Source organism: Rhizobium sp. SL86 (assembly GCF_026672545.1).
Lineage (GTDB): Bacteria > Pseudomonadota > Alphaproteobacteria > Rhizobiales > Rhizobiaceae > Neorhizobium.
Genome location: NZ_JAPPRJ010000008.1, coordinates 1 through 19,185, shown reverse-complemented (window position 1 = coordinate 19,185; position 19,185 = coordinate 1). Strand labels below are relative to the sequence as shown.

24 protein-coding genes and 1 pseudogene are annotated in these 19,185 nt (G+C 63.0%); 24 read left to right on the top strand and 1 reads right to left on the bottom strand.

The genetic code is table 11. The annotated features are described in order from the left end of the window. The first annotated feature begins 3 nt into the window (after positions 1–3). From OU993_RS20795 to OU993_RS20685, 23 genes are all read left to right on the top strand, one after another. Positions 4–315, top strand: a complete 312-nt coding sequence (locus OU993_RS20795) for a VpaChn25_0724 family phage protein (protein ID WP_268160653.1) — start codon at positions 4–6, stop codon at positions 313–315. Positions 316–318: 3 nt separating this feature from the next. Next, positions 319–957, top strand: a complete 639-nt coding sequence (locus tag OU993_RS20790) for a phage protein Gp27 family protein (RefSeq protein ID WP_268160652.1) — start codon at positions 319–321, stop codon at positions 955–957. Further along, positions 954–2,639 carry a hypothetical protein gene (locus OU993_RS20785; RefSeq protein WP_268160651.1) on the top strand — a complete coding sequence of 562 codons (1,686 nt, stop codon included), beginning with the start codon at positions 954–956 and terminating at the stop codon, positions 2,637–2,639. The genes OU993_RS20790 and OU993_RS20785 overlap by 4 nt, the downstream gene beginning before the upstream one ends. Then, entirely contained in the window at positions 2,639–4,231 is a 1,593-nt protein-coding gene (locus OU993_RS20780; protein WP_268160650.1) for a DUF935 domain-containing protein, read from the top strand. The genes OU993_RS20785 and OU993_RS20780 overlap by 1 nt, the downstream gene beginning before the upstream one ends. Beyond that, complete coding sequence (locus tag OU993_RS20775) at positions 4,228–5,403, top strand: phage head morphogenesis protein (RefSeq protein ID WP_268160648.1); 1,176 nt, start codon at positions 4,228–4,230, stop codon at positions 5,401–5,403. Before OU993_RS20780 ends, OU993_RS20775 begins: the two co-directional genes overlap by 4 nt. After that, positions 5,400–5,903 (top strand): phage virion morphogenesis protein, encoded by a 504-nt coding sequence (locus OU993_RS20770; protein WP_268160646.1) that lies wholly within the window; start codon positions 5,400–5,402, stop codon positions 5,901–5,903. Before OU993_RS20775 ends, OU993_RS20770 begins: the two co-directional genes overlap by 4 nt. A 74-nt stretch (positions 5,904–5,977) precedes the next feature. After that, on the top strand, positions 5,978–7,027 hold the full coding sequence (locus tag OU993_RS20765) for a phage protease (RefSeq protein ID WP_268160645.1): 1,050 nt from the start codon (positions 5,978–5,980) through the stop codon (positions 7,025–7,027). Position 7,028: 1 nt separating this feature from the next. Then, positions 7,029–7,424, top strand: coding sequence for a hypothetical protein (locus OU993_RS20760; protein WP_268160643.1), 396 nt, complete (start codon positions 7,029–7,031; stop codon positions 7,422–7,424). A 9-nt stretch (positions 7,425–7,433) separates the two neighbouring features. After that, complete coding sequence (locus OU993_RS20755) at positions 7,434–8,327, top strand: Mu-like prophage major head subunit gpT family protein (protein ID WP_268157409.1); 894 nt, start codon at positions 7,434–7,436, stop codon at positions 8,325–8,327. A gap of 119 nt (positions 8,328–8,446) precedes the next feature. Beyond that, positions 8,447–8,848 (top strand): hypothetical protein, encoded by a 402-nt coding sequence (locus OU993_RS20750; protein WP_268157407.1) that lies wholly within the window; start codon positions 8,447–8,449, stop codon positions 8,846–8,848. Positions 8,849–8,871: 23 nt separating this feature from the next. Further along, positions 8,872–9,306, top strand: coding sequence for a gp436 family protein (locus OU993_RS20745; protein ID WP_268157406.1), 435 nt, complete (start codon positions 8,872–8,874; stop codon positions 9,304–9,306). Beyond that, positions 9,306–9,896: a hypothetical protein gene (locus OU993_RS20740; RefSeq protein ID WP_268157404.1), complete on the top strand. Its 591-nt coding sequence runs from the start codon at positions 9,306–9,308 to the stop codon at positions 9,894–9,896. Before OU993_RS20745 ends, OU993_RS20740 begins: the two co-directional genes overlap by 1 nt. Further along, a complete protein-coding gene (locus tag OU993_RS20735; RefSeq protein ID WP_268157402.1) occupies positions 9,893–10,129 on the top strand; it encodes a DUF2635 domain-containing protein in 237 nt (78 codons plus the stop codon). The genes OU993_RS20740 and OU993_RS20735 overlap by 4 nt, the downstream gene beginning before the upstream one ends. Before the next feature lie 2 nt (positions 10,130–10,131). Further along, positions 10,132–11,619, top strand: a complete 1,488-nt coding sequence (locus OU993_RS20730) for a phage tail sheath subtilisin-like domain-containing protein (protein ID WP_268157400.1) — start codon at positions 10,132–10,134, stop codon at positions 11,617–11,619. A 12-nt stretch (positions 11,620–11,631) separates the two neighbouring features. Continuing rightward, positions 11,632–11,997: a phage tail tube protein gene (locus OU993_RS20725; protein WP_268157398.1), complete on the top strand. Its 366-nt coding sequence runs from the start codon at positions 11,632–11,634 to the stop codon at positions 11,995–11,997. Further along, entirely contained in the window at positions 11,994–12,470 is a 477-nt protein-coding gene (locus tag OU993_RS20720; protein ID WP_268157396.1) for a hypothetical protein, read from the top strand. The genes OU993_RS20725 and OU993_RS20720 overlap by 4 nt, the downstream gene beginning before the upstream one ends. Next, the gene (locus OU993_RS20715) at positions 12,470–12,604 is read left to right on the top strand and encodes a hypothetical protein (RefSeq protein ID WP_268157394.1); all 135 of its coding nucleotides are present in this window, start codon (positions 12,470–12,472) and stop codon (positions 12,602–12,604) included. The genes OU993_RS20720 and OU993_RS20715 overlap by 1 nt, the downstream gene beginning before the upstream one ends. 83 nt (positions 12,605–12,687) lie before the next feature. Continuing rightward, complete coding sequence (locus OU993_RS20710; protein ID WP_268160640.1) at positions 12,688–15,633, top strand: phage tail tape measure protein; 2,946 nt, start codon at positions 12,688–12,690, stop codon at positions 15,631–15,633. Then, a complete protein-coding gene (locus OU993_RS20705) occupies positions 15,545–16,255 on the top strand; it encodes a DNA circularization N-terminal domain-containing protein (protein ID WP_268161266.1) in 711 nt (236 codons plus the stop codon). Before OU993_RS20710 ends, OU993_RS20705 begins: the two co-directional genes overlap by 89 nt. Before the next feature lie 49 nt (positions 16,256–16,304). After that, on the top strand, positions 16,305–16,715 hold the full coding sequence (locus tag OU993_RS20700; protein ID WP_268160638.1) for a hypothetical protein: 411 nt from the start codon (positions 16,305–16,307) through the stop codon (positions 16,713–16,715). Positions 16,716–17,036: 321 nt separating this feature from the next. After that, complete coding sequence (locus tag OU993_RS20695; RefSeq protein ID WP_268160636.1) at positions 17,037–17,675, top strand: hypothetical protein; 639 nt, start codon at positions 17,037–17,039, stop codon at positions 17,673–17,675. Next, on the top strand, positions 17,636–17,923 hold the full coding sequence (locus OU993_RS20690) for a phage baseplate assembly protein (protein WP_268160634.1): 288 nt from the start codon (positions 17,636–17,638) through the stop codon (positions 17,921–17,923). The genes OU993_RS20695 and OU993_RS20690 overlap by 40 nt, the downstream gene beginning before the upstream one ends. An 18-nt stretch (positions 17,924–17,941) precedes the next feature. After that, positions 17,942–18,283, top strand: coding sequence for a phage baseplate assembly protein domain-containing protein (locus tag OU993_RS20685; protein WP_268160632.1), 342 nt, complete (start codon positions 17,942–17,944; stop codon positions 18,281–18,283). Between the two features lie 189 nt (positions 18,284–18,472). On the opposite strand, the gene OU993_RS20680 is transcribed toward OU993_RS20685, so the two are convergent. Continuing rightward, positions 18,473–18,850, bottom strand: coding sequence for a hypothetical protein (locus tag OU993_RS20680; RefSeq protein WP_268160630.1), 378 nt, complete (start codon positions 18,848–18,850; stop codon positions 18,473–18,475). Positions 18,851–18,997: 147 nt separating this feature from the next. On the opposite strand from OU993_RS20680, the pseudogene OU993_RS20675 reads away from it, so the two are divergent. Next, positions 18,998–19,185, top strand: a pseudogene (locus OU993_RS20675) (hypothetical protein); the annotation flags it as partial.

Below are 19,185 nucleotides of genomic sequence, written 5' to 3'. Positions count from 1 at the left end.
GTCATGCTGAGCGAAGACTACAAGAAATGGGTTGATGAAAACATTCGCCTCATCATCCTCAAGGATCTGGCCGATCCGCGTTCCGGCGGTTCGACCAATACGTTCCTGATCCAGAAGAGCCTGGAGCGGTTTTCCTACAAGAAGTCGCGCGACTACATCTGCAATCAGCTGCTCTGGATGGAAGAAAATACCGGCGCCGTGAAGACGCGCACCGAAGGCTCAGAGACCAGCGCTGTCCTGACGCGTGCCGGCCGCGACCATGTGGAAGGCCGGCATACCCTTGCCGGAATTCAGAAGCCCGGCGACGCGGAGTAGACCATGGCTCCGCACACCCGCCCGCGACCGTCATCGATCGACCAGCTTCCGGAGGAATGCGAGGGCATCGTCGCCTGGGCGGTACAGGAACTGGCGAACACGCCACGGTCCCAGACGGAGGTTTATGCCGAGTTCCGCAACAAGCTGATTGCGCTCCAGGGCGAACTCGGCCTTGCCTTCGATATCCCGCACTTCTCCTCCTTCAACCGTCACAACCTGCGCCTGGCAAAGCTGACCCAGAAGATGCAGCGCAGCCAGGCCATCGCCAATGCCGTCGTTGCCAGCACCAACGGCGCGGATGCCGACAAGTTGACCCAGGCCTCCACGCGCATGCTGAAGACGCTGTTGGTCGAGGTCATGGAGAATGCCGCAGACGACGGCCTGAGCTTCAAGGAGGCCCGAGAGGCCGCAACCGCCCTTCGCCAGCTCGCGCTTGCGGAAACCGCGTCCACCGGTCAGCGCCTCAAGCTGGAAGCCGAGGAGAAGCTGCGCAAGGTCGAAGCCGAGATGAAGGACAATGCGGAGAAGGCGCTGGACGCGCTGTCGGCTGAGCCCGGCGTATCGAAGGAAGCCATTGCGCGTGCGCGGCGTGAATTCCTTGGGGTTCGACCGAAAAAGAAGCCGGAAGGCGCTGGAGAATGAACACGCCCGCATTGCCTGGCCTGCCACAGGGCGAGTGGATCGACCCGCCCGTCTTAGCCCAGGACCCTGCAAACCTGCCGGACGAACTGCCGCGCGGCGGCGAGATCCCGGAGGATCTCGATCCGCTTGCCGAAGGCGTCCTGATGGCCCATCAGGCGGAATGGCTGGCCGACGAGAGCGATCTGAAGGTCTGTGAAAAGGGCCGACGCACCGGCATCACCTTTGCCGAAGCGCTGGACTGCACGCTGATTGCAGCCGCCAAGCGGTCTGCCGGCGGCCAGAACGTCTTCTATATCGGCGACACCAAACCGAAGGGCCGCGAGTTCATCGGCTATGCCGCTCATTTCGCCAAGGTCGTTGCCAAGGAAATGCTGACGATCGAGGACGGGATCTTCTTCGACGTCAAGGAAGACGGCACGACCAGGGCAATTGCCAGCTACGTCATCCGGTTTGCATCGGGCTTCCGGATCGAGGCGCTCTCGTCCCGTCCGGAAAACATCCGCGGTCTGCAGGGCACTGTCGTCATCGATGAGGCGGCGTTTCACCGGGACGTGCGCGATGTCTTGGACGCCGTCAACGCGCTGCTGATATGGGGCGGTCGCATTCGCGTCATCTCTTCGCACAACGGTATCAGCAGCCCGTTCAACGAGCTGATCAAGGAAGCCCGCGCCGGCAAGAACGGCTTCAATGTTCACACCTATTCCTTCGGCGATGCCGTGAAGAACGGCTTGTTCAAGCGCGTCTGCCTTATCAAGGGCGAGGAATGGTCCTCCGAAAAGGAAGAAGCCTGGGAAGCAAAGATCCGCCTATCCTACGGCACGCGCACGGCGAAGATGCGCCAGGAGCTGGACGCGATCCCGGCCGAGGCGGAAGGTGCAGCACTCACCCGCGTTCTGATCGAAAGCTGCATGTCACGCGACTTGCCGGCCGTCGTACGCTGGGATCGACCGGACGAGTTCAAGAACCTCGAAGATTTCGAGCGCGAGGAGCAGGCTGAAGAGTTCTGTGAAGGCGTCTTGAGGCCGCTTCTAGACGCGCTTGATGCCGATCGCGAGCATGTCTTCGGCGAAGACTTTGCCCGTTCCGGAGACAAGACGGCGATCGTTGTCTTCGAAATCGGTGCAGACCTTATCCGCCGCGCGCGCCTGGTCGTGGAGCTGAAGAACATCCCCTTCGACCAGCAGCGCGACATCCTGTTTTACATCGGCGACCGCTTGCCGCGCCTGTCCGGCGGCGCGCTCGATGCGCGTGGCAACGGCCAGTATCTGGCGGAAAAGGCGCGCCAGCGCTGGGGTGAAAGCATTCATGAGGTGATGCTGTCGGCCAAGTGGTACGCGCTCAATATGCCGGCTTATATCGAGGCCTTTACCGACAAGAGCCTGCTTCTGCCATTCGATGCCGACGTGCTGGCCGATCACCAGGCGCTCGCCTACGTCAACGGCATCATCAAGGTGCCGGACGAACATTCGAGCAAGGGCGCAGACGGCTATGACCGGCACGGCGACACGGCGCCCGCCGGCGCGCTCGCCTGGTTTGCATCGTGCCAGGACGCCATTGCCTACGGCTACCAGACCAATCGACAGACAGGCGCGGCAACGGCCATGGGCCACAATGGCGGCCCGCCGCTCGACGAAGACCGGCGCGGCCGGACCGTGGACGTGTATTTGAGAGGATCGCTCTGATGGCGTCACTGAAGGATTTCATGGGCCGCGTCGTACAGATGCTGTCGCTGACCACGCCGGAGGCGACACCCCAGGTGGGTGGCGTGCGCCAGGTCGTCTCCGGCCATCCGGCCGATGGTCTCACGCCGCAGCGCCTGTCTCGCATTCTGCGCGCTGCAGCCGACGGCGAGCCGGAAGCCTATTTCGAATTGGCCGAGGACGTCGAGGAGCGCGATCTGCACTACGCCGCCGTCATGGCGACCCGAAAGCGATCGGTTGCGCAGCTGCCGATCACGGTCAAACCTGCATCCGATAGCGCCGACCATAAGAAGCATGCCGAGCTGATCCAGTCCTGGATCGATGACGGCGTGCTGCGCGCCTCGCTCTTCGACATGCTGGATGCGATCGGCAAGGGCGTCTCGATCCTGGAGCCTGACTGGCAGTACAAGTCCGGCATCATGGCACCGCGTGAACTGATCTGGCGGCCGCAGCGGTGGTTTACTTTCGATCGCGCCGATGGCGAGACCCTGCTTCTGCGCGACGGCGTGAACGGTCTGCCGCTTGCGCCGCACAAGTTCATCATCCACCGGCACAAATCAAAGTCGGGCCTGACCATCCGCTCCGGCATCGCACGCGTCGCGCTCTGGGCATGGATGTTCAAGAGCTTCACGACGAAGGACTGGGCGATCTTCTGCCAGAACTACGGCCAGCCGATCCGGATCGGCAAATATGGCCGTGGCGCCACCGAAGCGGAAAAGGATGTGCTGTGGCGTGCGGTCTCCGGCATTGCCGGTGATTGCGCCGCCATCATCCCCCGCGAGATGCTGATCGAGCTGCACGAGGTCGGCTCGAAGAGCAGCTCGACGGATATGTACGAGCGGCGCGCCGACTGGCTCGATCGGCAGGTGTCGAAACTGGTGCTTGGCCAGACGACGACGACGGATGCGGTCTCCGGCGGCCATGCGGTGAGCCAGGAGCATCGCCTCGTCCAGGAGGATATCGAGCGCGACGATGCCGGCATGGCAACCTCAACGCTGAACCAGCAGCTCATCCCGAACATCGTGGCATTCAATTTCGGGCCGCAGGAACGTTACCCGCATGTGCGGATCGGCCGTCCTGACGAGGTCCCGCTCGGCGAATTTGCCGAGGCCTTCGACAAGCTGGCAAAGCACGGACTGACGGCCGAAGAAGCCTATTTGCGCGATCGGCTCGGCATCCCGACGCCGAAGCCGGACGCGGTGCTGATCGGCGGCCGCGTAACCACACCAGCGGCAGATCCCGGAACGCCCGGAGCCAAGCCGCCCGCGAAGCCGATCTCCGCCAACGCCGCACTCGACCGGCTCTTCGCCTCGGCACATGCGGCGGAGCCTCGCGACGAGATCGAGATCCTGACCGACCGGCTGGAACGGGAAGCGGCCGACGCGATGGACGGCATGATCGGCGAGGTGCGCAAGGCGCTGATGCAGGCGGCCGATCTGCGCGATGCCGCGGCACGGCTTGCAAAGCTGGAATTGTCACCCGACGATCTCGCGGAAGCCATGGCGCGCGGCATGGCGCTTGCCCATCTGGCGGGCCAGGCGTCGCTGATCGACGACCTCAAGGGGCGGTCATGAATAGCGGGCCGCTGGCGCGCTTCGCCTGCGTCGAGGTAAGGCAGAAGCGGGCAGGCGCTCAAATCGCGTCCACGGCCTTTGAAGCGGCTTCGAAATCGATTGCAAGTCTGATCGGGAGGATGGCGGCAGCGGGTGCATCGCTCGATCTGCCGTTCGACGAAGCTATAGCCTATTTCCGTCAGAAAGTCTCCATCCCGACGCAAAGCTGGCGCGACGTCTGGGATGCGGCGCATTCCAAGATGTTCATGGTCGCCGGCGCCAATACCGTGGCGCTCGTCGATGACTTCAGGGCATCGATCGAGAAGGCGCTGACGCAAGGCACGACGCTCGAGGAGTTTCGCAAGGACTTCGACCAGATCGTGAAAACGCACGGCTGGTCCTACAAGGGCGAACGCGGCTGGCGCACGCGAACGATCTTCGAAACCAATCTTGCGACCGCCTATGCCGCCGGCCGCTATGCCCAGATGACCGAGCCAGATACGCTCGCGACATTTCCCTATTGGCAATATCGCCATTCCGGCGCACTTCATCCGCGCCTGCAGCACAAGGCATGGGACGAAAAGATCTATCCGGCCGACGATCCGTTCTGGGTGACGGCCTATCCGCCGAACGGGTTCCGGTGCGGCTGCTTCGTCATTCCGATTTCTCGGGCGCGGTTGAAGCGCCTGGGCAAAAACGGTCCCGATCGTGCGCCGGATCTCGACCAGCTGGGCACCGATCAGCCGCTCGGCGTCGATCCATCCTTCGCCTACAATCCCGGCATGGCCTGGCTGAAACAGACGGCGCCTGGTCCGAAGGCGGTTTCCGCAACCGAGGCCAATGTTGCCGCCTTTGTCCGGTCGGCGCTGAAGGGCAAATGGCCGGACGGGTCCTGGACGCCGGTTGCCGTCGTCGAGGACGGTCTCGACATCGCCTCGGTCAATGCCGGCGACGAATTGCGGCTGACAGCGGATCGTATCCGCACGGATGCGGGCAAATCCGCGGCTGATGTTTTCGCCACGATCCCGAGGCGGCTGCTGAAGAAGGGCGCCCGCATCCGGACAGCGGAGGATGGCACGGTGACTGTCACGGGTCGCGTCGATGGCGGTGCCTGGACGATGGCAATGCGGCCGATCGCGGACGGTGATCGGCGCTGGCTCGATCTTGTCTCCCTCAAGAAGGCGCGTCGATGAGTGGCGTCTCCATTTCCGTCACGATCCAGGACCGCGCCGTCCAGGAGGCGTTCCGGACGCTTGCCTTCCGCATGGGCAATACACAACCGGTCATGGCGGCGATCGGAACGGAACTGGTCGCCTCGACGCATATGCGCTTCGTCACCCAGACCGATCCGGAGGGCAATGCCTGGCAGGCTTTGAACACCGCCTATGCTGCCACCAAGCGCAACACCCGCATCCTGACTGAAAGCGGGCGTCTGCGCGACAGCATCAACGCCCAGGCAGGGCAGGACGAGGTGCGTGTCGGCACGAACGTCATCTATGCTCGCGTCCACCAGGAAGGCGCGACGATCGTGCCGAAGGATGCCTCGGCGCTGGTCTTCTTCATCGGCGGCGATCTCATCAAGGCCAAGAGCGTCACCTTGCCCGCCCGCCCCTACCTCGGTATATCTGCCGAGGACGAAACATCGGTCGCAGAGATCGTCTTCTCTTTCGTCGAGCGCTATCTCCCCCGCTGATACGACATGAGCCGCACATGCCGCCCGCCGTGGCGGGCATGATCTGATCACGCGGCGCATGGCACTTTCCGGCCATGCAAACAGCGATCAACTCCTTCCTCCTGCCGATGGGCGTCGACGAGGCCGAACAGGGACCGCCAGAATGGGTTCACCTCATTCCGGCAGGTGTATTCTCCGGCTCGGACGGTCGCGGACCCTATGAGGTCACATCGCCGGCCGGTGTGATCGCCGCCTCCATTCTGCCTGGTCGCAAGCTCCCGATCGACATCAACCACGCCATCGATCATCTGGCGCCGGAGGGGAAACCAACACCGGCAGTTGCCTGGATCGTTGCGCTTGAAGCGCGCGAGGATGGCATTTGGGGAAATGTCGAGTGGACACCGGAAGGCCGCTGGATCTGGATCTCCAAAAGCTACGGCTACCTGTCGCCGGTCTTCGTCCACACCAAGGATGCGCCACACCAGGTCATTCGGCTGCTGCGTGCCGCCGTCACCAACAATCCGAACCTCACTCTCACCGCACTCCATAACCATAGCCAGGAGGCTGTAATGCTTGAACAGTTGCGGAAGGCGCTTGGCCTTCCGGAAACAGCGACGGAGGCCGAGGTTCTGGCGGCCGTCGCATCCGCCCATCAGGCCCAGCAAGAACGCTCGGCACATACCGCCCTGATCGGCAAGATCGTTGAAGCCGTTGATCTGCCGACCGGCACGTCCGGCGACGCGCTTGTCACGGCGCTGCAGTCGCGCGGCAAGGTCACGGCTGCCGAGGCGGAAAACGCCGAGCTGAAGACGACGGTCACGTCGCTGCAGAGCCAGCTCACCACCCTGATCTCGACCCATGCCCGCGACAAGGCGGTCTCGGTGGTCGAGGAGGCCGTCAAGGCCGGCAAGATCGTGCCGGCGCTGAAGGATCACATGATCGCCCGCCACATGAAGGACCCGGCAGAGGTCGAGAAGGAGATCGCTCTCCTGCCGTCGATCAATGCCGGCGGCCTTGGCGGACATCGCGAGCCGGAAGCCGGCGCTGCATTGTCTGCCGAAGACAAGCAGATCGCCGCCATGATGGGCATCGACGAAAAGACCTTCGCCGATCGCTCCAAGGCGCTCCACGGAAAGGATCTCTGACATGGCTGCGACCGACGACATCCGCTCGAAGAAGAAACCCGGCCTCGGCCGCCGTTATGGCTATCCGGTTCTCGGCGGCCAGAAGATCTACGGTGGCACCGCCGTGGGCATCACCGCCGACAGGTACGCCGTGCCGGCGGGCCATGCGTCTGCCGTCAAGCTGATCGGCTTTGCCGAGGAGCGGGCCGATAACAGCGGCGGCGCCACCGGCGACCTGTACGTGACCGTCGAGAAGGACGTCCGGCTGATCCCGCTCGCCGGTGCTGCCGTCTCGAATATCGGCGCCACCGTCTACGCCTCGGCCGACGACACCTTCACGCTGACGGCCGGCTCGCTTCTGGCACTCGGCACCATCGACGCCATCGACGCGGACGGCGTCTGGCTCGCAACCCTCTGAGGATTGACCATGGATATCAACGCCAGCACGCTGCGCGCCATCTATACCGGGCTTTCGACCGCCTTCAATCAGCGGTTCGCTTCGATCTCGCCGCTCTACACGATGGTGGCAATGCCCGTCCCCTCGACCTCGGCGATCAACGAATATCCGCGCCTGGACGATCTGCCCGGCTTCCGCGAATGGATCGGCGATCGCATGATCCATGATCTTGGCGCGCTGACTTACACCATCCGCAACAAGACCTTCGAGAAGACGATCGCCATCAAGCGTGAACAGATCGAGGATGATCAGCTTGGCATCTTCACGCCGGTCGCCGGACAGATGGGCCAGGATGCTGCCGAATTCCCGGATCTTCTCTGCTGGCCGCTCTTCAAGACCGGCGAGACGCTGAAGTGCTACGACGGCCAGTATTTCTTCGACACGGACCATCCCGGCTACAACGAGCAGGGCAATCAGATCTCTGTTGCCAACTTCACAGATGGCGCCGGTCCCGCCTGGTACCTGGTCGATGATGCTCAGGCAGTGAAGCCCTTGGTGTATCAGACCCGTCGTCCCTTCGTTCTTACCCCGATGCAGTCGCCTGACGATCCAAACGTCTTTTACCAGGGCAAATTCGTCTGGGGCGTCGATGGGCGCTCAAATGCCGGCCTCGGTCTCTGGCAGACCGCCTACAAATCGAAGGCGACGCTGAACGAAGCGAACCTCTCGGCGGCGCTGACTGCGATGAGCACGATCCGCCGCCGCTCCGGCCAGGTGCTGAACATCTCCGCCAAGAAGCTGCTCGTGCCGCCGGCGCTGGAAATCACCGCACGCAAACTGGTCGAAGCGGAACTGACCAATGGCGGCGAGACCAACGTCATGGCCCGCATGGTGTCGGTCGTGAAGGTTCCCTACCTCGCCTGACCTCCCCCAGGGGCAGGTCTCGCGTCCCCTTGCCGTCGCCGGCGCACCTCCCCGCCGGCGACGGGTCTCCGGAAAACGGCTGATCCGAGCCGCTTTCTCGAAACCCGAAAGGACGAAGCATGAGCGCGAAGAAATTCCAGATCATCTGCACCTCGCCTGGCATGCGCCGCAATGGCATCGCCCATCCGGCGACCGCCTTCTACGACGCCGGCCGCTGGAGCGAGGCCGAGATCAAGGCCTTCAATGCAGACCCGAACTTTACCGTGCGGGAACTCGAGGACGGCGAGAGCACCACGACCGAGGCGGACTTTGAGGCGCGCGTGAAGGCCGAGGTGGACAGTCGTCTCCAGGCCAAGGCCGAGGATCTGCAGAAGGCCTTTGATCAGGCTGTCAGCGACAAGGCGGCTGAAAAGGCGACCGAGCTGCAGGCGAAGATCGATGACCTGCAGGCCAAGCTCGACGCCGCCACGAAGGCCGCAGCCGAGAAGCCGGCCACGGAGAAGCCGGCGGCCAAGAAATAGGCCGCTTCGAACAAGGATCACAAATGTACGCCACCGTCACCGACATGATTGCCCGCTTCGGCGAGACGCACATGATCCGGCTCTCCCGGCCGGAGGACCGCACGGCCGAGACGGTGGACGCGGTGAAGATCGAGCAGGCACTCAGTGACGTCTCTGCTGTGATCGACGGCTATATCCGTGGCCGCTACCTGGTGCCGATCGCGACGCCGCCGGCGGAGATCGTCCGCGCTTCCTGTGTTCTGGCCCGCTACGAGCTGGCCCAGGGGGAGCACATGGAGCCCTCCGAAGAGATGAGCAAGGCGCGCAAGGAAACGATTACCTGGCTGGAGAACATCGCCAAGGAGCTGATCAATCTCGACGTGCCGGCGGCCCTGCCTGCCGGTCCGGCCGTCGGCTCCGGTCCCCGCATGTCCGATCGGTCGCGCATCATGTCGCTCGACAGCCTGCGAGGCTTCTGATGGCGCTGACCCTGCAACACACTAACATCCGCAAGATGGAGCCGCTGATCACCGAACGGCTGCGGCTCGCTTTCCCGGAAAAGACTTTTGCGATCGAGCGCGTGCCGCAGGTCATGACCGTCAAGGAATTCGAACGCCTGGCGCGTCTCTCCCCCTTCATCGGCATTGCCTGGGTGGGTTTCCGGGCCGATGCCAGCAGCGGCCGTCTGTTGGCCGGCCGGATGCTCTGGCGGCTGATCCTCATCTTCAAGGCTTCAAGCGGCCTTGAAACCCGCTTCAAAGGTGACGTGAAGGGGATCGGGCTGGACGCCATGGGCGACGTCGCGATTGCCCTCATGCATGGCTGGACACTACCCGACACGGGATCTGCATCGGTGACCGGCGCCAACAGCGTGATTGCCGACGGCTGGAGCGACGAGGCGGTCGTGATCGCCCAGGTGGATTTCGAGATCCAGTGCACGGCGCATCCGGGCAAGCTCGATCTGATCACGCCTGACGATTTCCGTGCGCTGTCGATCGACTGGATGGTCGAGCCCGATCCTGACGCCGTGCCCGTATCCGACACCCTCACCCTGGACGATGCCCCATGATGAAATTCCTCCAACCCGCACCGGGCCGCACAGTCCATCTGCCGGATGGGACCGAAATCCCGACAACCGGCATGGACATCGAGGACAGCCTGTTTCGCCGCCGGCGCCTGGCCGATGGCGATCTGATCGAGGCCGAACGGCCGACCGAAGCGCCGGCGCTTGAAGCCGAGCCGGACACCGAAACGGGCGAGGCCGAGGCCGTCGCCAAGACCAAGCCCAAAGGAGGCAAATGACAATGGATTTCGACGAAATCCCCTATGACTGGTTGGAGCCCGGCACCTTCCTGGAAGTGAAGCCGAACTACCGCAATGCCGGCGTCTTCGCCTGGCCGGAAAAGGCAATGATCGCTGGCCAGAAGCTGGCGGCCGGAACGCTTGCTCCCGGCCAGATCATCGAAGTGACACGCGCTGCCGAAGGCGACGTGCTCTTCGGCCGTGGCTCGGTCGGCGCCAAGATGGTGAAGGCCTTCCGCGACGCCAACAAGGTCACGCCGCTTTATGTTACGGCGCTTGCCGATGCCGAAGGCGCGGTCAAATCGACCGGCACCTTTACCTTCGTCGGAGCAGCCTCCTCGGCTGTCGTGCTGCGCTTCCGCATCGGTGGACGCCAGGTGCGCTTTACCGCGCTGACCTCCGACAACGTGACAGCGATGGCAACCAAGCTTGCCGCCGCGATCAACGCGGATCTCGACATGGAAGTGACCGCCGCGTCGGCTGCCGGCGTCGTTACCTGCACGGCGCGTCACGGTGGCGAGGTCGGCAACGAGATCGACCTGCGCGTCGATACCGACGTCCAGCCGGTGCCCTCGGGCCTCACGATCACCGTCGCCGCCATGGCGGGCGGCGCCGGCAATCCGTCGGTCCAGTCGGTGCTCGATCTGCTGACCAACACCTGGATCACCAAGCTTGTGACGCCCTGGGCGGATGCCACCAATCTCGGCCTGCTCGCGACCTGGTTGACCGCGCGCTACACGGCGATGTCGAAACTCGATTGCCATGGCTTCACCTTCAAGCGTGGTACGTTCGGGGAACTGTCCACCTTCGGCAATCTCACCAATTGCCCCTTCCTCACCTGCGGCGGCATGAAGGCTTCGCCGACGCCGGCCTATACGATTGCGGCGACCGCCATGGCGACTGCCGCCTTCCACCTCACCAACGATCCGGCGCGCCAGCTCCGGTCACTGGTGCTGCCGGGCGTGATGGCGCCGGCGGCGGCTGACCAGTTTACGGATGAAGAAAAGAACCTGCTGCTCAATCGCGGGATCTCGACCTTCGATCATCTGTCGGACGGCACGACCACGATCAGCCGCATGATCACGACCTACAAGACGTCCAACCTCGGCGCTGCCGATCGTGCCTGGCTCGACATCATGGTTCCGGCAACGCTGTCGCGCATCCGCTATGACTGGGCGCTCTACGTCTCGCTGATGTATCCGCGCTCCAAGCTGGTCGATGACGACGACGTCGCCGCCCTGGTGCGTCGTGATGACGACGACACCGATCCGGGCACAGCGGTCGTTACGCCCGGCCGCATGCATGCGTCCTGGGGCGCGCGCTGCAAGCTCTACGGCGAAAAGGTCTGGATCGAGGACGTCTCGCGCACCATCAAGGAAAGCGTTTTTGCGCGATCGGAGGACGACAGTAACCGGCTGGAAAGCCGCCAGCAGATCAAAGTTGTCGGCAACCTGATGGTGCTTGCCGGCTCGCTTGAATTCCAGGTCTAGGAGGTCTGACCCATGACACAGGTTCTGGGCATCATCGACATCGTCTGGCGCGGCCGGACGATCCCTGTCGAAAAAGGTGCCACCATCCGCCTCGGCGGCATCAAGAACACCGGCGTTACCTATGGACGCACGGTCGGCCGCGCCGGCGAATTCCAGGGTTCGGAAGTCAATGCGACGACCAACCTGCAGCGCGGCCAGCGGGCGACCGACCTCTTCGACGAGACGGAGGGCGAATTGCAGGTGCGCTGCGATACCGGCCAGACCTTCGTCATCAATGACGCCTTCCTGGAAGGCGATCGACCAGTGATCACCGGCGGCGAAGGCGGCAAGATCCCGCTCAAATGGATGGGCGGCGTGGCCGAGGAGATCCTCGCATGACGAAGATCGGGCGCACTACCCATATCGATCTGGACGAGGATGCCTTGGCCGAAATGTCCAAGGTCTCCAGCGACGATGACATCGTCAACGAGGATAATGAACTCGACGATGATGACGTCGTCGATGAAGATGCCGGCGACCTCGACAAACTGCCGAGACGCGCGACTGTCAACGCGGACGGCACGGTCACCCTGCCGCTCCTCTATCCGAAGATCGTCGCCAGCAGGAAGGACGGCAAGGTGCGCGAACGAGAGTTCAAGCAGCTCACCTTCCATCGACTGACCGGCGCCGATCAGCGGGCGATTGCCGCCGCCAGCGAGGAGATGATGAACGTGGTCGCCTTCGCGCAATCGACCAAGATCAGCCAGGCGGTGATGAACAAGCTGTTCGACAAGATGGACGCCGCCGACATCGCCGACTGCGGGCGGGTGCTGAATTCTTTTTTGACGAGTGGCCGCAAAACTGGCCGGTGATGATTGGCGCGCTCGCCGATGGTACCGGCTTCTCGGCCGCCGAGATCGACAGCTTCGACGCCCGCACGCTGACCTACTGGTGGAACATGGTGATGGCCTGGCGCCAGGAAGTGGCAAGGCTCAACACCCCCTGACGAGATCATGCCCGCCGATGCGGGCATGATCGTTTTTTCGCGCGCGCGATAGCTTGGCGGCTATCTTCGAACGAGGCGCGCCTATGTCCAATCGCAATATGGCCTTGGACGTCATCGTCCGGCTGAAGGATCTGCTCACAGGTCCGCTTCGCCGCCTGCGTTCGACGCTCGACGGCATAGCCGGCATGGCCCGCAAGATCGGTCTCGTCGGCGGCGCGGTTGCCGCCATCTCCTTCATGGGACCGATCCAGGAAGCGGCCGCGTTCCAGCAACAGCTCCTCGACATTGCCGGCACATCCAATCTCGTCGGCAAGGCGGCCTTCGATCTCGTCGAGAAATCGAAGGCGCAATACGAGGACCTCGCGCTCAAAGTTGGGCAGTATTCCGACGTGATTGCCAAAGGCGCGGGCCAGATGGTCGCCGCCGGGCTTGATCCTGGCTTGGTCGATGCATCGCTGTTGAGTATCGGGAAAGCGAGCAAGGCCGCCAATGCTGACTTCGGCGACATGGCCGCCGTCGCAACCTCCATGCTGCAGACGCTAAAGCTGCCGGCAGACCAGTTGGATGATGCTCTTGCCGGCCTCATTGTTGCCGGCAAGGAAGGCGCCTTCGAACTCAAGGACATGGCGAAGTACTTCCCGACGCTGACCGGCCAGATGGCAAAGCTGGGCGTGACGGGACGCGAGGCCGCAACGCAGCTCGGCACGATGCTGCAGATTGCCCGTAAGGGGACGGCAGATCCTGCCGAGGCTGCGAACAATCTCAACAACTTCCTGTCGAAGATCACCTCCCCTGAAACGGTGAAAAACTTCAAGAAGATGAATGTCGATATCCTGAAGGTCATGCAGAACGCAGCTATTCAGGGGATTAACCCGATCGAGGCGGTCGTCCAGAAGATTTCCAAGCTCACCGGTGTGTCCGGCAAAGAGATCGAGGGCATGCTCAAGAAGGCCGAGGCTAACGGGTTCAAGGGTGCTGACGCTCTCGAAGAAGTGCGAAAGCAGCTTGAGGCGATCTATGGTGCCGGCAAGCTGGGTGAGCTGTTCTCCGATATGCAGGTGATGGGTTTCCTGATCCCGATGCTCGCGAACATCGACGAGTACAAGCGGATCAAGGAAGAGGTCGCAAACGCCACGGGCGCGATGAGTGACGCAGACTTCGAAACCCAGATGAAGAGCTTGAACACGCAGCTTATCACCTTCAACGAGATCGGCACGCAGGCCGGACGCGAGGTCGGCTTTGCTTTCGGCTCCTGGCTCCCGATGATCAACGAAAACCTCTCCTCGCTTCTGAAGTGGCTGCGAGAAACCGACAAGGCAACCGGCGGCATGGTGCGCCAGGCGCTTTCACTCGCTGGTGCCGGCGTCATCGCCGCTGCCGGCATCGGTGCGCTTGGGCTGATCCTGCCGGTGATCGGCGCGGGTCTTTCGGCGCTGGCCGCCCTCGTCAGCCCGGTTGGCATCGCACTCGCGGCCATCGCAGCCGGAGCCTATCTCGTCTACCGCAACTGGTCGACCGTCAGCCCGCGTCTGTCGCGCATCTGGGACAGCATCAAGTCCGGTTTTTCCGCCTTTGGAGCCTTGGCCTTAGACATTGGCCGCCGCGTCGTGACCGCCGGCCAGGAGATGGTTGATCGCTACGGTCCTGCCGTCATGAATGGAATTGGCAAAGCCTGGGATTGGGCCTCCTCCGCGGCGGTTTCGGCATGGTCGGTTATTTCTGATACCGGCGCCAGAGTGATCACCGCCGGTCAGGAGGTGGCGGATCGTTATGGTCCTGCCGTCATGAATGGAATTGGCAAAGCCTGGGATTGGGCCTCTTCCGCAGCGGTTTCGGCGGCATGGTCGGTTATTTCTGATACCGGCGCCAAGTTGATCACCGCCGGCCAGGAGATGGTGGGTCGTTATGGCCCTATCCTCAAGGAAGGCATGGGCGCGGCCCTAACGGACGTGTCTGCGGGGTGGGAGAACCTGAAGAAGCTGTTGAGCGGCTTCTCAGAAGGATTGGCCTTCGATGCATCTCTCCGGCCTGGCGATCGACAGTGGCAGATCGCTGCTTTCGAGGCCTTGGATGTCGCGCTTAAGGGGTTCCGGGCAGGTTGGCAGCCCCTGAAGGATTTCGGGTCTGGTTTCGCGCCTTATCTGGCCCCGATCGGAGAAAACCCCGGCGCCCCCGTCAAGCCGATCATAGAGATCGGCAGCGGCATGCTGCGTCTTGCCCGCGCCCTCGGCTCACTCATCAACATTGACATGTCCAAGGCGGATGGCATCGCCAAGTGGATCGGTGGCTTCGCGGGAGGGACGATCGAGGTAGCAAGCTTCACCCTGCGCACCTTTTCTGAAGCTCTTGCTGATCTGGTAACTGTTGTCGCTGCCCTGGCCGAAGGCAAGCGCAGCCTCGAAAGCCTTGTTCCAAAAGGCATAGCCGATACATGGCGAGACGGTTCACAAGCGGTCAATGACTTTCTGACGGCAATCCGGGCGTTGCCGGCTGACTTCTATAACACAGGCATCGACGCCGGTCAGAAGATGGTTGATGGCGTCAAGGGCAAGGTCGATGAACTCGTTGAATGGTTCAAGGCGCTTCCCACTCGCATCATCGGCGCGGTCGGAAAGCTCGACTTTGGAAGCCTGATCAGCTGGCCAAGTCTGCCCTCATGGCTCGGTGGCGGGACGCCGGGAGCGGCAAACGATAACGCGCGGGTGCCAAACGCTATCGCTGCGGCCCAGGCACCGATGCCGGCACAAGCCCCGCCGCAAACCCTCAACGTCAGCACACAGGCAACCGTCAAGGTCGAGGTCCCGGCCGTGTGGTCGAGCAGGAGACGAACGTCTCCTCGCCGTCACCCAACGTCAACACGGGCCGTGTCATCGGGAGGAACTGATGATCCTCGACAGCCTCAATGCGCTGCCCGGTTGCCTTCCTGGCCGATATCGCGGCATCGAGATCGCGATCGTCGACACATCCTCCGAGGTCGGCCGTCGTGTCCTGGAATACCTGTTCCCCGGCGTCGATCAGGCGGCGTATGACGATTTCGGGGTGCTCCCCTCGATCGTCAGCATTGAGGCCTTCATCCTGGCCGATGATTACCGTGCAAAGGCAAAGCGCCTTCAAGCCGTCTTCGAAACGCCTGGCGCCGGGCTGCTGATCCATCCCTGGCTTGGCCCCATGTCGGTCATCCTGGAGGAACCGGCGCGGATATCGTTCTCATCGCGCGAGCTGCGCATGGTGCGCATCAGCGCCCGGTTCAAGCGGCGCGGTGTCTCGTTCGGCTCGCTGTCTGCCGGCGGATTTTCCGCTCTCCTGTCGGCTCTCTCCTCCAGGATCGGTGCGACATCGTCACTGATCGCGGCTGTTCGATCAAACTCTGTTGCCGCATCGGTGCGCCGGTCGAGCCGGATTGCCACCTCGACCCTATCGTCGCTTCAGACACCGCGCGGTTCGGTCTCGGCCGTCAGCACCATGCGTGCAGGCCTTGCAGCCTCGGCGCCGGAAACACCGGCGGCGCTCGACATGGTGGCTGACGGCAACGGCGGTCCTGCAAGTGGTGACAGAGGAACCAGCCGTCGCATCCGCTATCGCGGCGCAAAAGCAGCCCGTCGCCGCAAAGCCTCACAGAAATCGGCATGCTGCTTTCCGATCGGCTCCTGACCGAGGCGAACGCGGCGCCGGCACTGCCGACAAAGTCCTGCTCGTTGGCATGGCCGCTCATGTGCTTGGCTCTGGCGGCTGGCAGATCCCTTACGCGGAACATGCCAGCAGCCAGGAGGTGCTGACCGATAGTGCTGAAGTTTCGGATGGCGACGGTCGTCTGGTCGAGCAGCCGGAAGAGATCGGCGAAACAAGCCTTCAGGCCGAGAACAGCGTGCTGATCCGTGCGGCAAACGATGTCACGGCCGCTGCCATGGCATACCTCAACGAGGTCATCGGCGAGCTGCCGGCAGTAATGACTTCCGCCGGGGCCGGCCGCTCGACGCCTGGGCTCTGGCGCAACACATTGCCGGCAATGATCCGGCGCGCCTGGAGGAGGTCTATGCCGATATCGTTGCGCGCAACAGTCCGCGCCATCCCTCCTATCTCGACACCGCTTCGATTGAAGTTCGGGAGCTGACCTGATGGCAAAAAGCATCCGCTTCTTCATCGAAGGCACGGAACACAATCAGTGGCTTTCCTGTGAGGTAAGCCGGGATCTGAAGAAGGATTTTTCCGGCGCATTCTCCTGTACCTTTCGCGACGGTGCCCGCTCACATCCTTATCCCTGCCATTCGCCACAGCCCCGCTGTTTTCGATTACCGGCCCTTTCCTGAAGCTCAGGCCAGGGCCAACCGTCACAATCAAGATCGGTCGCCGCACAGTGCTGAAAGGATGGATCGACAAGGTGGAGCCGGACATCGGTGACGGCTAAGCGAGCGTTACCATCTCCGGACGCGACGTGGCGAATGATTTGATCGATTGCGCCGCAATGGCCGATCAGGCCGAATATGCCAATGTAAAGCTGGAAGACGCCGTCGCACGGATAGCCAAACCCTATGGCCTGACAGTCCGCAGCGAGATCGATACCGGCGAGCCCTTCGCCCGCTATTCGATCGATCTGGCCGAGACGGCCTTTTCCGCCATCGAGAAGGGTGCGCGCTCCCGCCGTGCGCTGGTGCTCTCGGATGGCATCGGCGGCATCGTCATCACCCAGACCGGCAAGACCAGAGCGCCAGCAGCCCTCACCCTGCCGGGCAACGTATTGCGGTCTCGCGGCACCTTCGATTACAGCGGCCGTCATTCGGACACCACCGTGCGAGGCCAATCGGAAGGCGCGGCGGCAAGCCCCGTGGTGAGGCCCGCCTCGACGCGACGGCAGAGCCGATCGGCGCCGAGGATCGACAGGACGGTGACGGCAGCGCCCACGACGCGTGAGCGACGTGGCATCGCGGCAACGGGACGCGCGGTGGATGACGAGATCACCCCCCACTGCCCGGTCGTGCATCTGGCCCGCTCTCAGGCAGACGGCACCTCTACCCAGGCCGGGCGGAACGGCGCATGCGCACGGCCCGCTGCGAAAGCGAGGAGTTCACACTGACCGTCAAAGGCCATGAGGTCGGCGGCCAGCTATGGACCGTCAATCAGCTGGTCGAGGTGAGCGATGCCTATCTCGATGTCTACCGCGACCTGTTGATCTCGCGTGTCGGCTGGATCGAGGACTATTCCGGCTGCGTAACGGATATCACCGTCTGCAGCCCGGAGGCCTTCGATGCCGAACCGGTCGGCAATCGTCGCAAGAACCGGAAAGGCAAGAGGCTGGCTAGACCCGGCAACAACAACTCTTGACGGCACGGCGGAGGCCCTATGAGCAAGGAGATCTTCGACAAGCTGCGAGGCATGATCCGCCGCGTTTCCATCAAGTCGGTCGACGACAGCGGCGAGATGCAGACGGCAACCGTTGGGGTGGAGGAAGGCATTGAGCGGAAAAATGTCGAAGTCTGGCAACCTTATGGCCTCGTCGGCGTGCCGGACACCGATGGCGCGATCAGTTTGGCCATCGCGATCGGTGGCGATGAAGGCGATATGTGGGTGCTGCCGCCTTCCAATCCATCGCAGCGCATGGGCGGACTAAGGAAGGGCGACGTCGGCGTCGCCAACAAGGCCGGAACAAGGTCATCGTCGGCGCTGACGGCAAGATCGCGGTGAAGGCTGCCGTCGAAGGCGGACATCTCGGTCGGCGGTGTATGTTCAAGGTTGACGCGGCCGGCGTTCACGTCACCGGCGGCGGGATCTGGCACGATGGCGTGCGGATCGACAAGACGCATCGGCACCTTGTGGTGCGCGGCGGCGAAGAGACCGATTGCCGATCGGTAGCGCCCGCGACGGCGGGCATGATCAGGTCCGCGCGCGCGCGATAGCGTAGCGCCCATGTTCATCGACCTTGGCCTCACCTTTGATCCACTCACCCGCCGTTGCGATCTCACGCTCGGCGGGGATTTCGACGCCCGGTGCTCGATACGTCGTCGGTCCGGCGATGCTGGCGGCGGCGAGGTCTGAAGCGGCGCCGATCGGGTGACGGACTTGCGGAGGCCGCGCGATTCTGGCGCCGGCGAGCTTCTCGAGCGACAGGGCGGCATCATCGACGCGCTCGCCCGATCGGCAGGCCCGGTGGATGCAAGATGTGGCTGCTCGACCGGGCAAAACAAACCGAGAACAGCAACCCGCCAACTCGCCGAATACTGGCTGCAGGAAGGCTTCGCCTGGGTAGAACAAGAGACTGGCGAACCAGCGGCTTGATCGAGGTGGATTGGGTCCGGGAGCACGCTGGGCTACCGCATTCAGGTGGATGACGAGACGCTGTCTCTGACCAAGAGGGTGGCGGACTGATGCCCTGGCCAATCGATACCGCCTCGACCATTTTTGGACGCATGGCCTCGCGTCGAACAACGCATTCTAACGCTTGCCCAGGCGCGTGGCCTTGCCGTTACCCTTGCCAAGGTCTCGCTCGCTGTGCGCTCTGCCCAGGGTGTCATTGCCAATCTTTTGTCGCCGATCGCCGGCGAGATCCGCAACGTGCATGAACATCAGGCCTGGTGGGGGCGGCAGTA

Excerpts from the sequence above, each read along its gene's own strand:
- OU993_RS20795 (WP_268160653.1), top strand. The coding sequence starts at position 4 with ATGCTGAGCGAAGACTACAAGAAATGGGTTGATGAAAACATTCGCCTC.
- OU993_RS20790 (WP_268160652.1), top strand. The coding sequence starts at position 319 with ATGGCTCCGCACACCCGCCCGCGACCGTCATCGATCGACCAGCTTCCG.
- OU993_RS20785 (WP_268160651.1), top strand. The coding sequence starts at position 954 with ATGAACACGCCCGCATTGCCTGGCCTGCCACAGGGCGAGTGGATCGAC.
- OU993_RS20780 (WP_268160650.1), top strand. The coding sequence starts at position 2,639 with ATGGCGTCACTGAAGGATTTCATGGGCCGCGTCGTACAGATGCTGTCG.
- OU993_RS20775 (WP_268160648.1), top strand. The coding sequence starts at position 4,228 with ATGAATAGCGGGCCGCTGGCGCGCTTCGCCTGCGTCGAGGTAAGGCAG.
- OU993_RS20770 (WP_268160646.1), top strand. The coding sequence starts at position 5,400 with ATGAGTGGCGTCTCCATTTCCGTCACGATCCAGGACCGCGCCGTCCAG.
- OU993_RS20765 (WP_268160645.1), top strand. The coding sequence starts at position 5,978 with ATGCAAACAGCGATCAACTCCTTCCTCCTGCCGATGGGCGTCGACGAG.
- OU993_RS20760 (WP_268160643.1), top strand. The coding sequence starts at position 7,029 with ATGGCTGCGACCGACGACATCCGCTCGAAGAAGAAACCCGGCCTCGGC.
- OU993_RS20755 (WP_268157409.1), top strand. The coding sequence starts at position 7,434 with ATGGATATCAACGCCAGCACGCTGCGCGCCATCTATACCGGGCTTTCG.
- OU993_RS20750 (WP_268157407.1), top strand. The coding sequence starts at position 8,447 with ATGAGCGCGAAGAAATTCCAGATCATCTGCACCTCGCCTGGCATGCGC.
- OU993_RS20745 (WP_268157406.1), top strand. The coding sequence starts at position 8,872 with ATGTACGCCACCGTCACCGACATGATTGCCCGCTTCGGCGAGACGCAC.
- OU993_RS20740 (WP_268157404.1), top strand. The coding sequence starts at position 9,306 with ATGGCGCTGACCCTGCAACACACTAACATCCGCAAGATGGAGCCGCTG.
- OU993_RS20735 (WP_268157402.1), top strand. The coding sequence starts at position 9,893 with ATGATGAAATTCCTCCAACCCGCACCGGGCCGCACAGTCCATCTGCCG.
- OU993_RS20730 (WP_268157400.1), top strand. The coding sequence starts at position 10,132 with ATGGATTTCGACGAAATCCCCTATGACTGGTTGGAGCCCGGCACCTTC.
- OU993_RS20725 (WP_268157398.1), top strand. The coding sequence starts at position 11,632 with ATGACACAGGTTCTGGGCATCATCGACATCGTCTGGCGCGGCCGGACG.
- OU993_RS20720 (WP_268157396.1), top strand. The coding sequence starts at position 11,994 with ATGACGAAGATCGGGCGCACTACCCATATCGATCTGGACGAGGATGCC.
- OU993_RS20715 (WP_268157394.1), top strand. The coding sequence starts at position 12,470 with ATGATTGGCGCGCTCGCCGATGGTACCGGCTTCTCGGCCGCCGAGATC.
- OU993_RS20710 (WP_268160640.1), top strand. The coding sequence starts at position 12,688 with ATGTCCAATCGCAATATGGCCTTGGACGTCATCGTCCGGCTGAAGGAT.
- OU993_RS20700 (WP_268160638.1), top strand. The coding sequence starts at position 16,305 with ATGGCCGCTCATGTGCTTGGCTCTGGCGGCTGGCAGATCCCTTACGCG.
- OU993_RS20690 (WP_268160634.1), top strand. The coding sequence starts at position 17,636 with ATGCGCACGGCCCGCTGCGAAAGCGAGGAGTTCACACTGACCGTCAAA.
- OU993_RS20685 (WP_268160632.1), top strand. The coding sequence starts at position 17,942 with ATGAGCAAGGAGATCTTCGACAAGCTGCGAGGCATGATCCGCCGCGTT.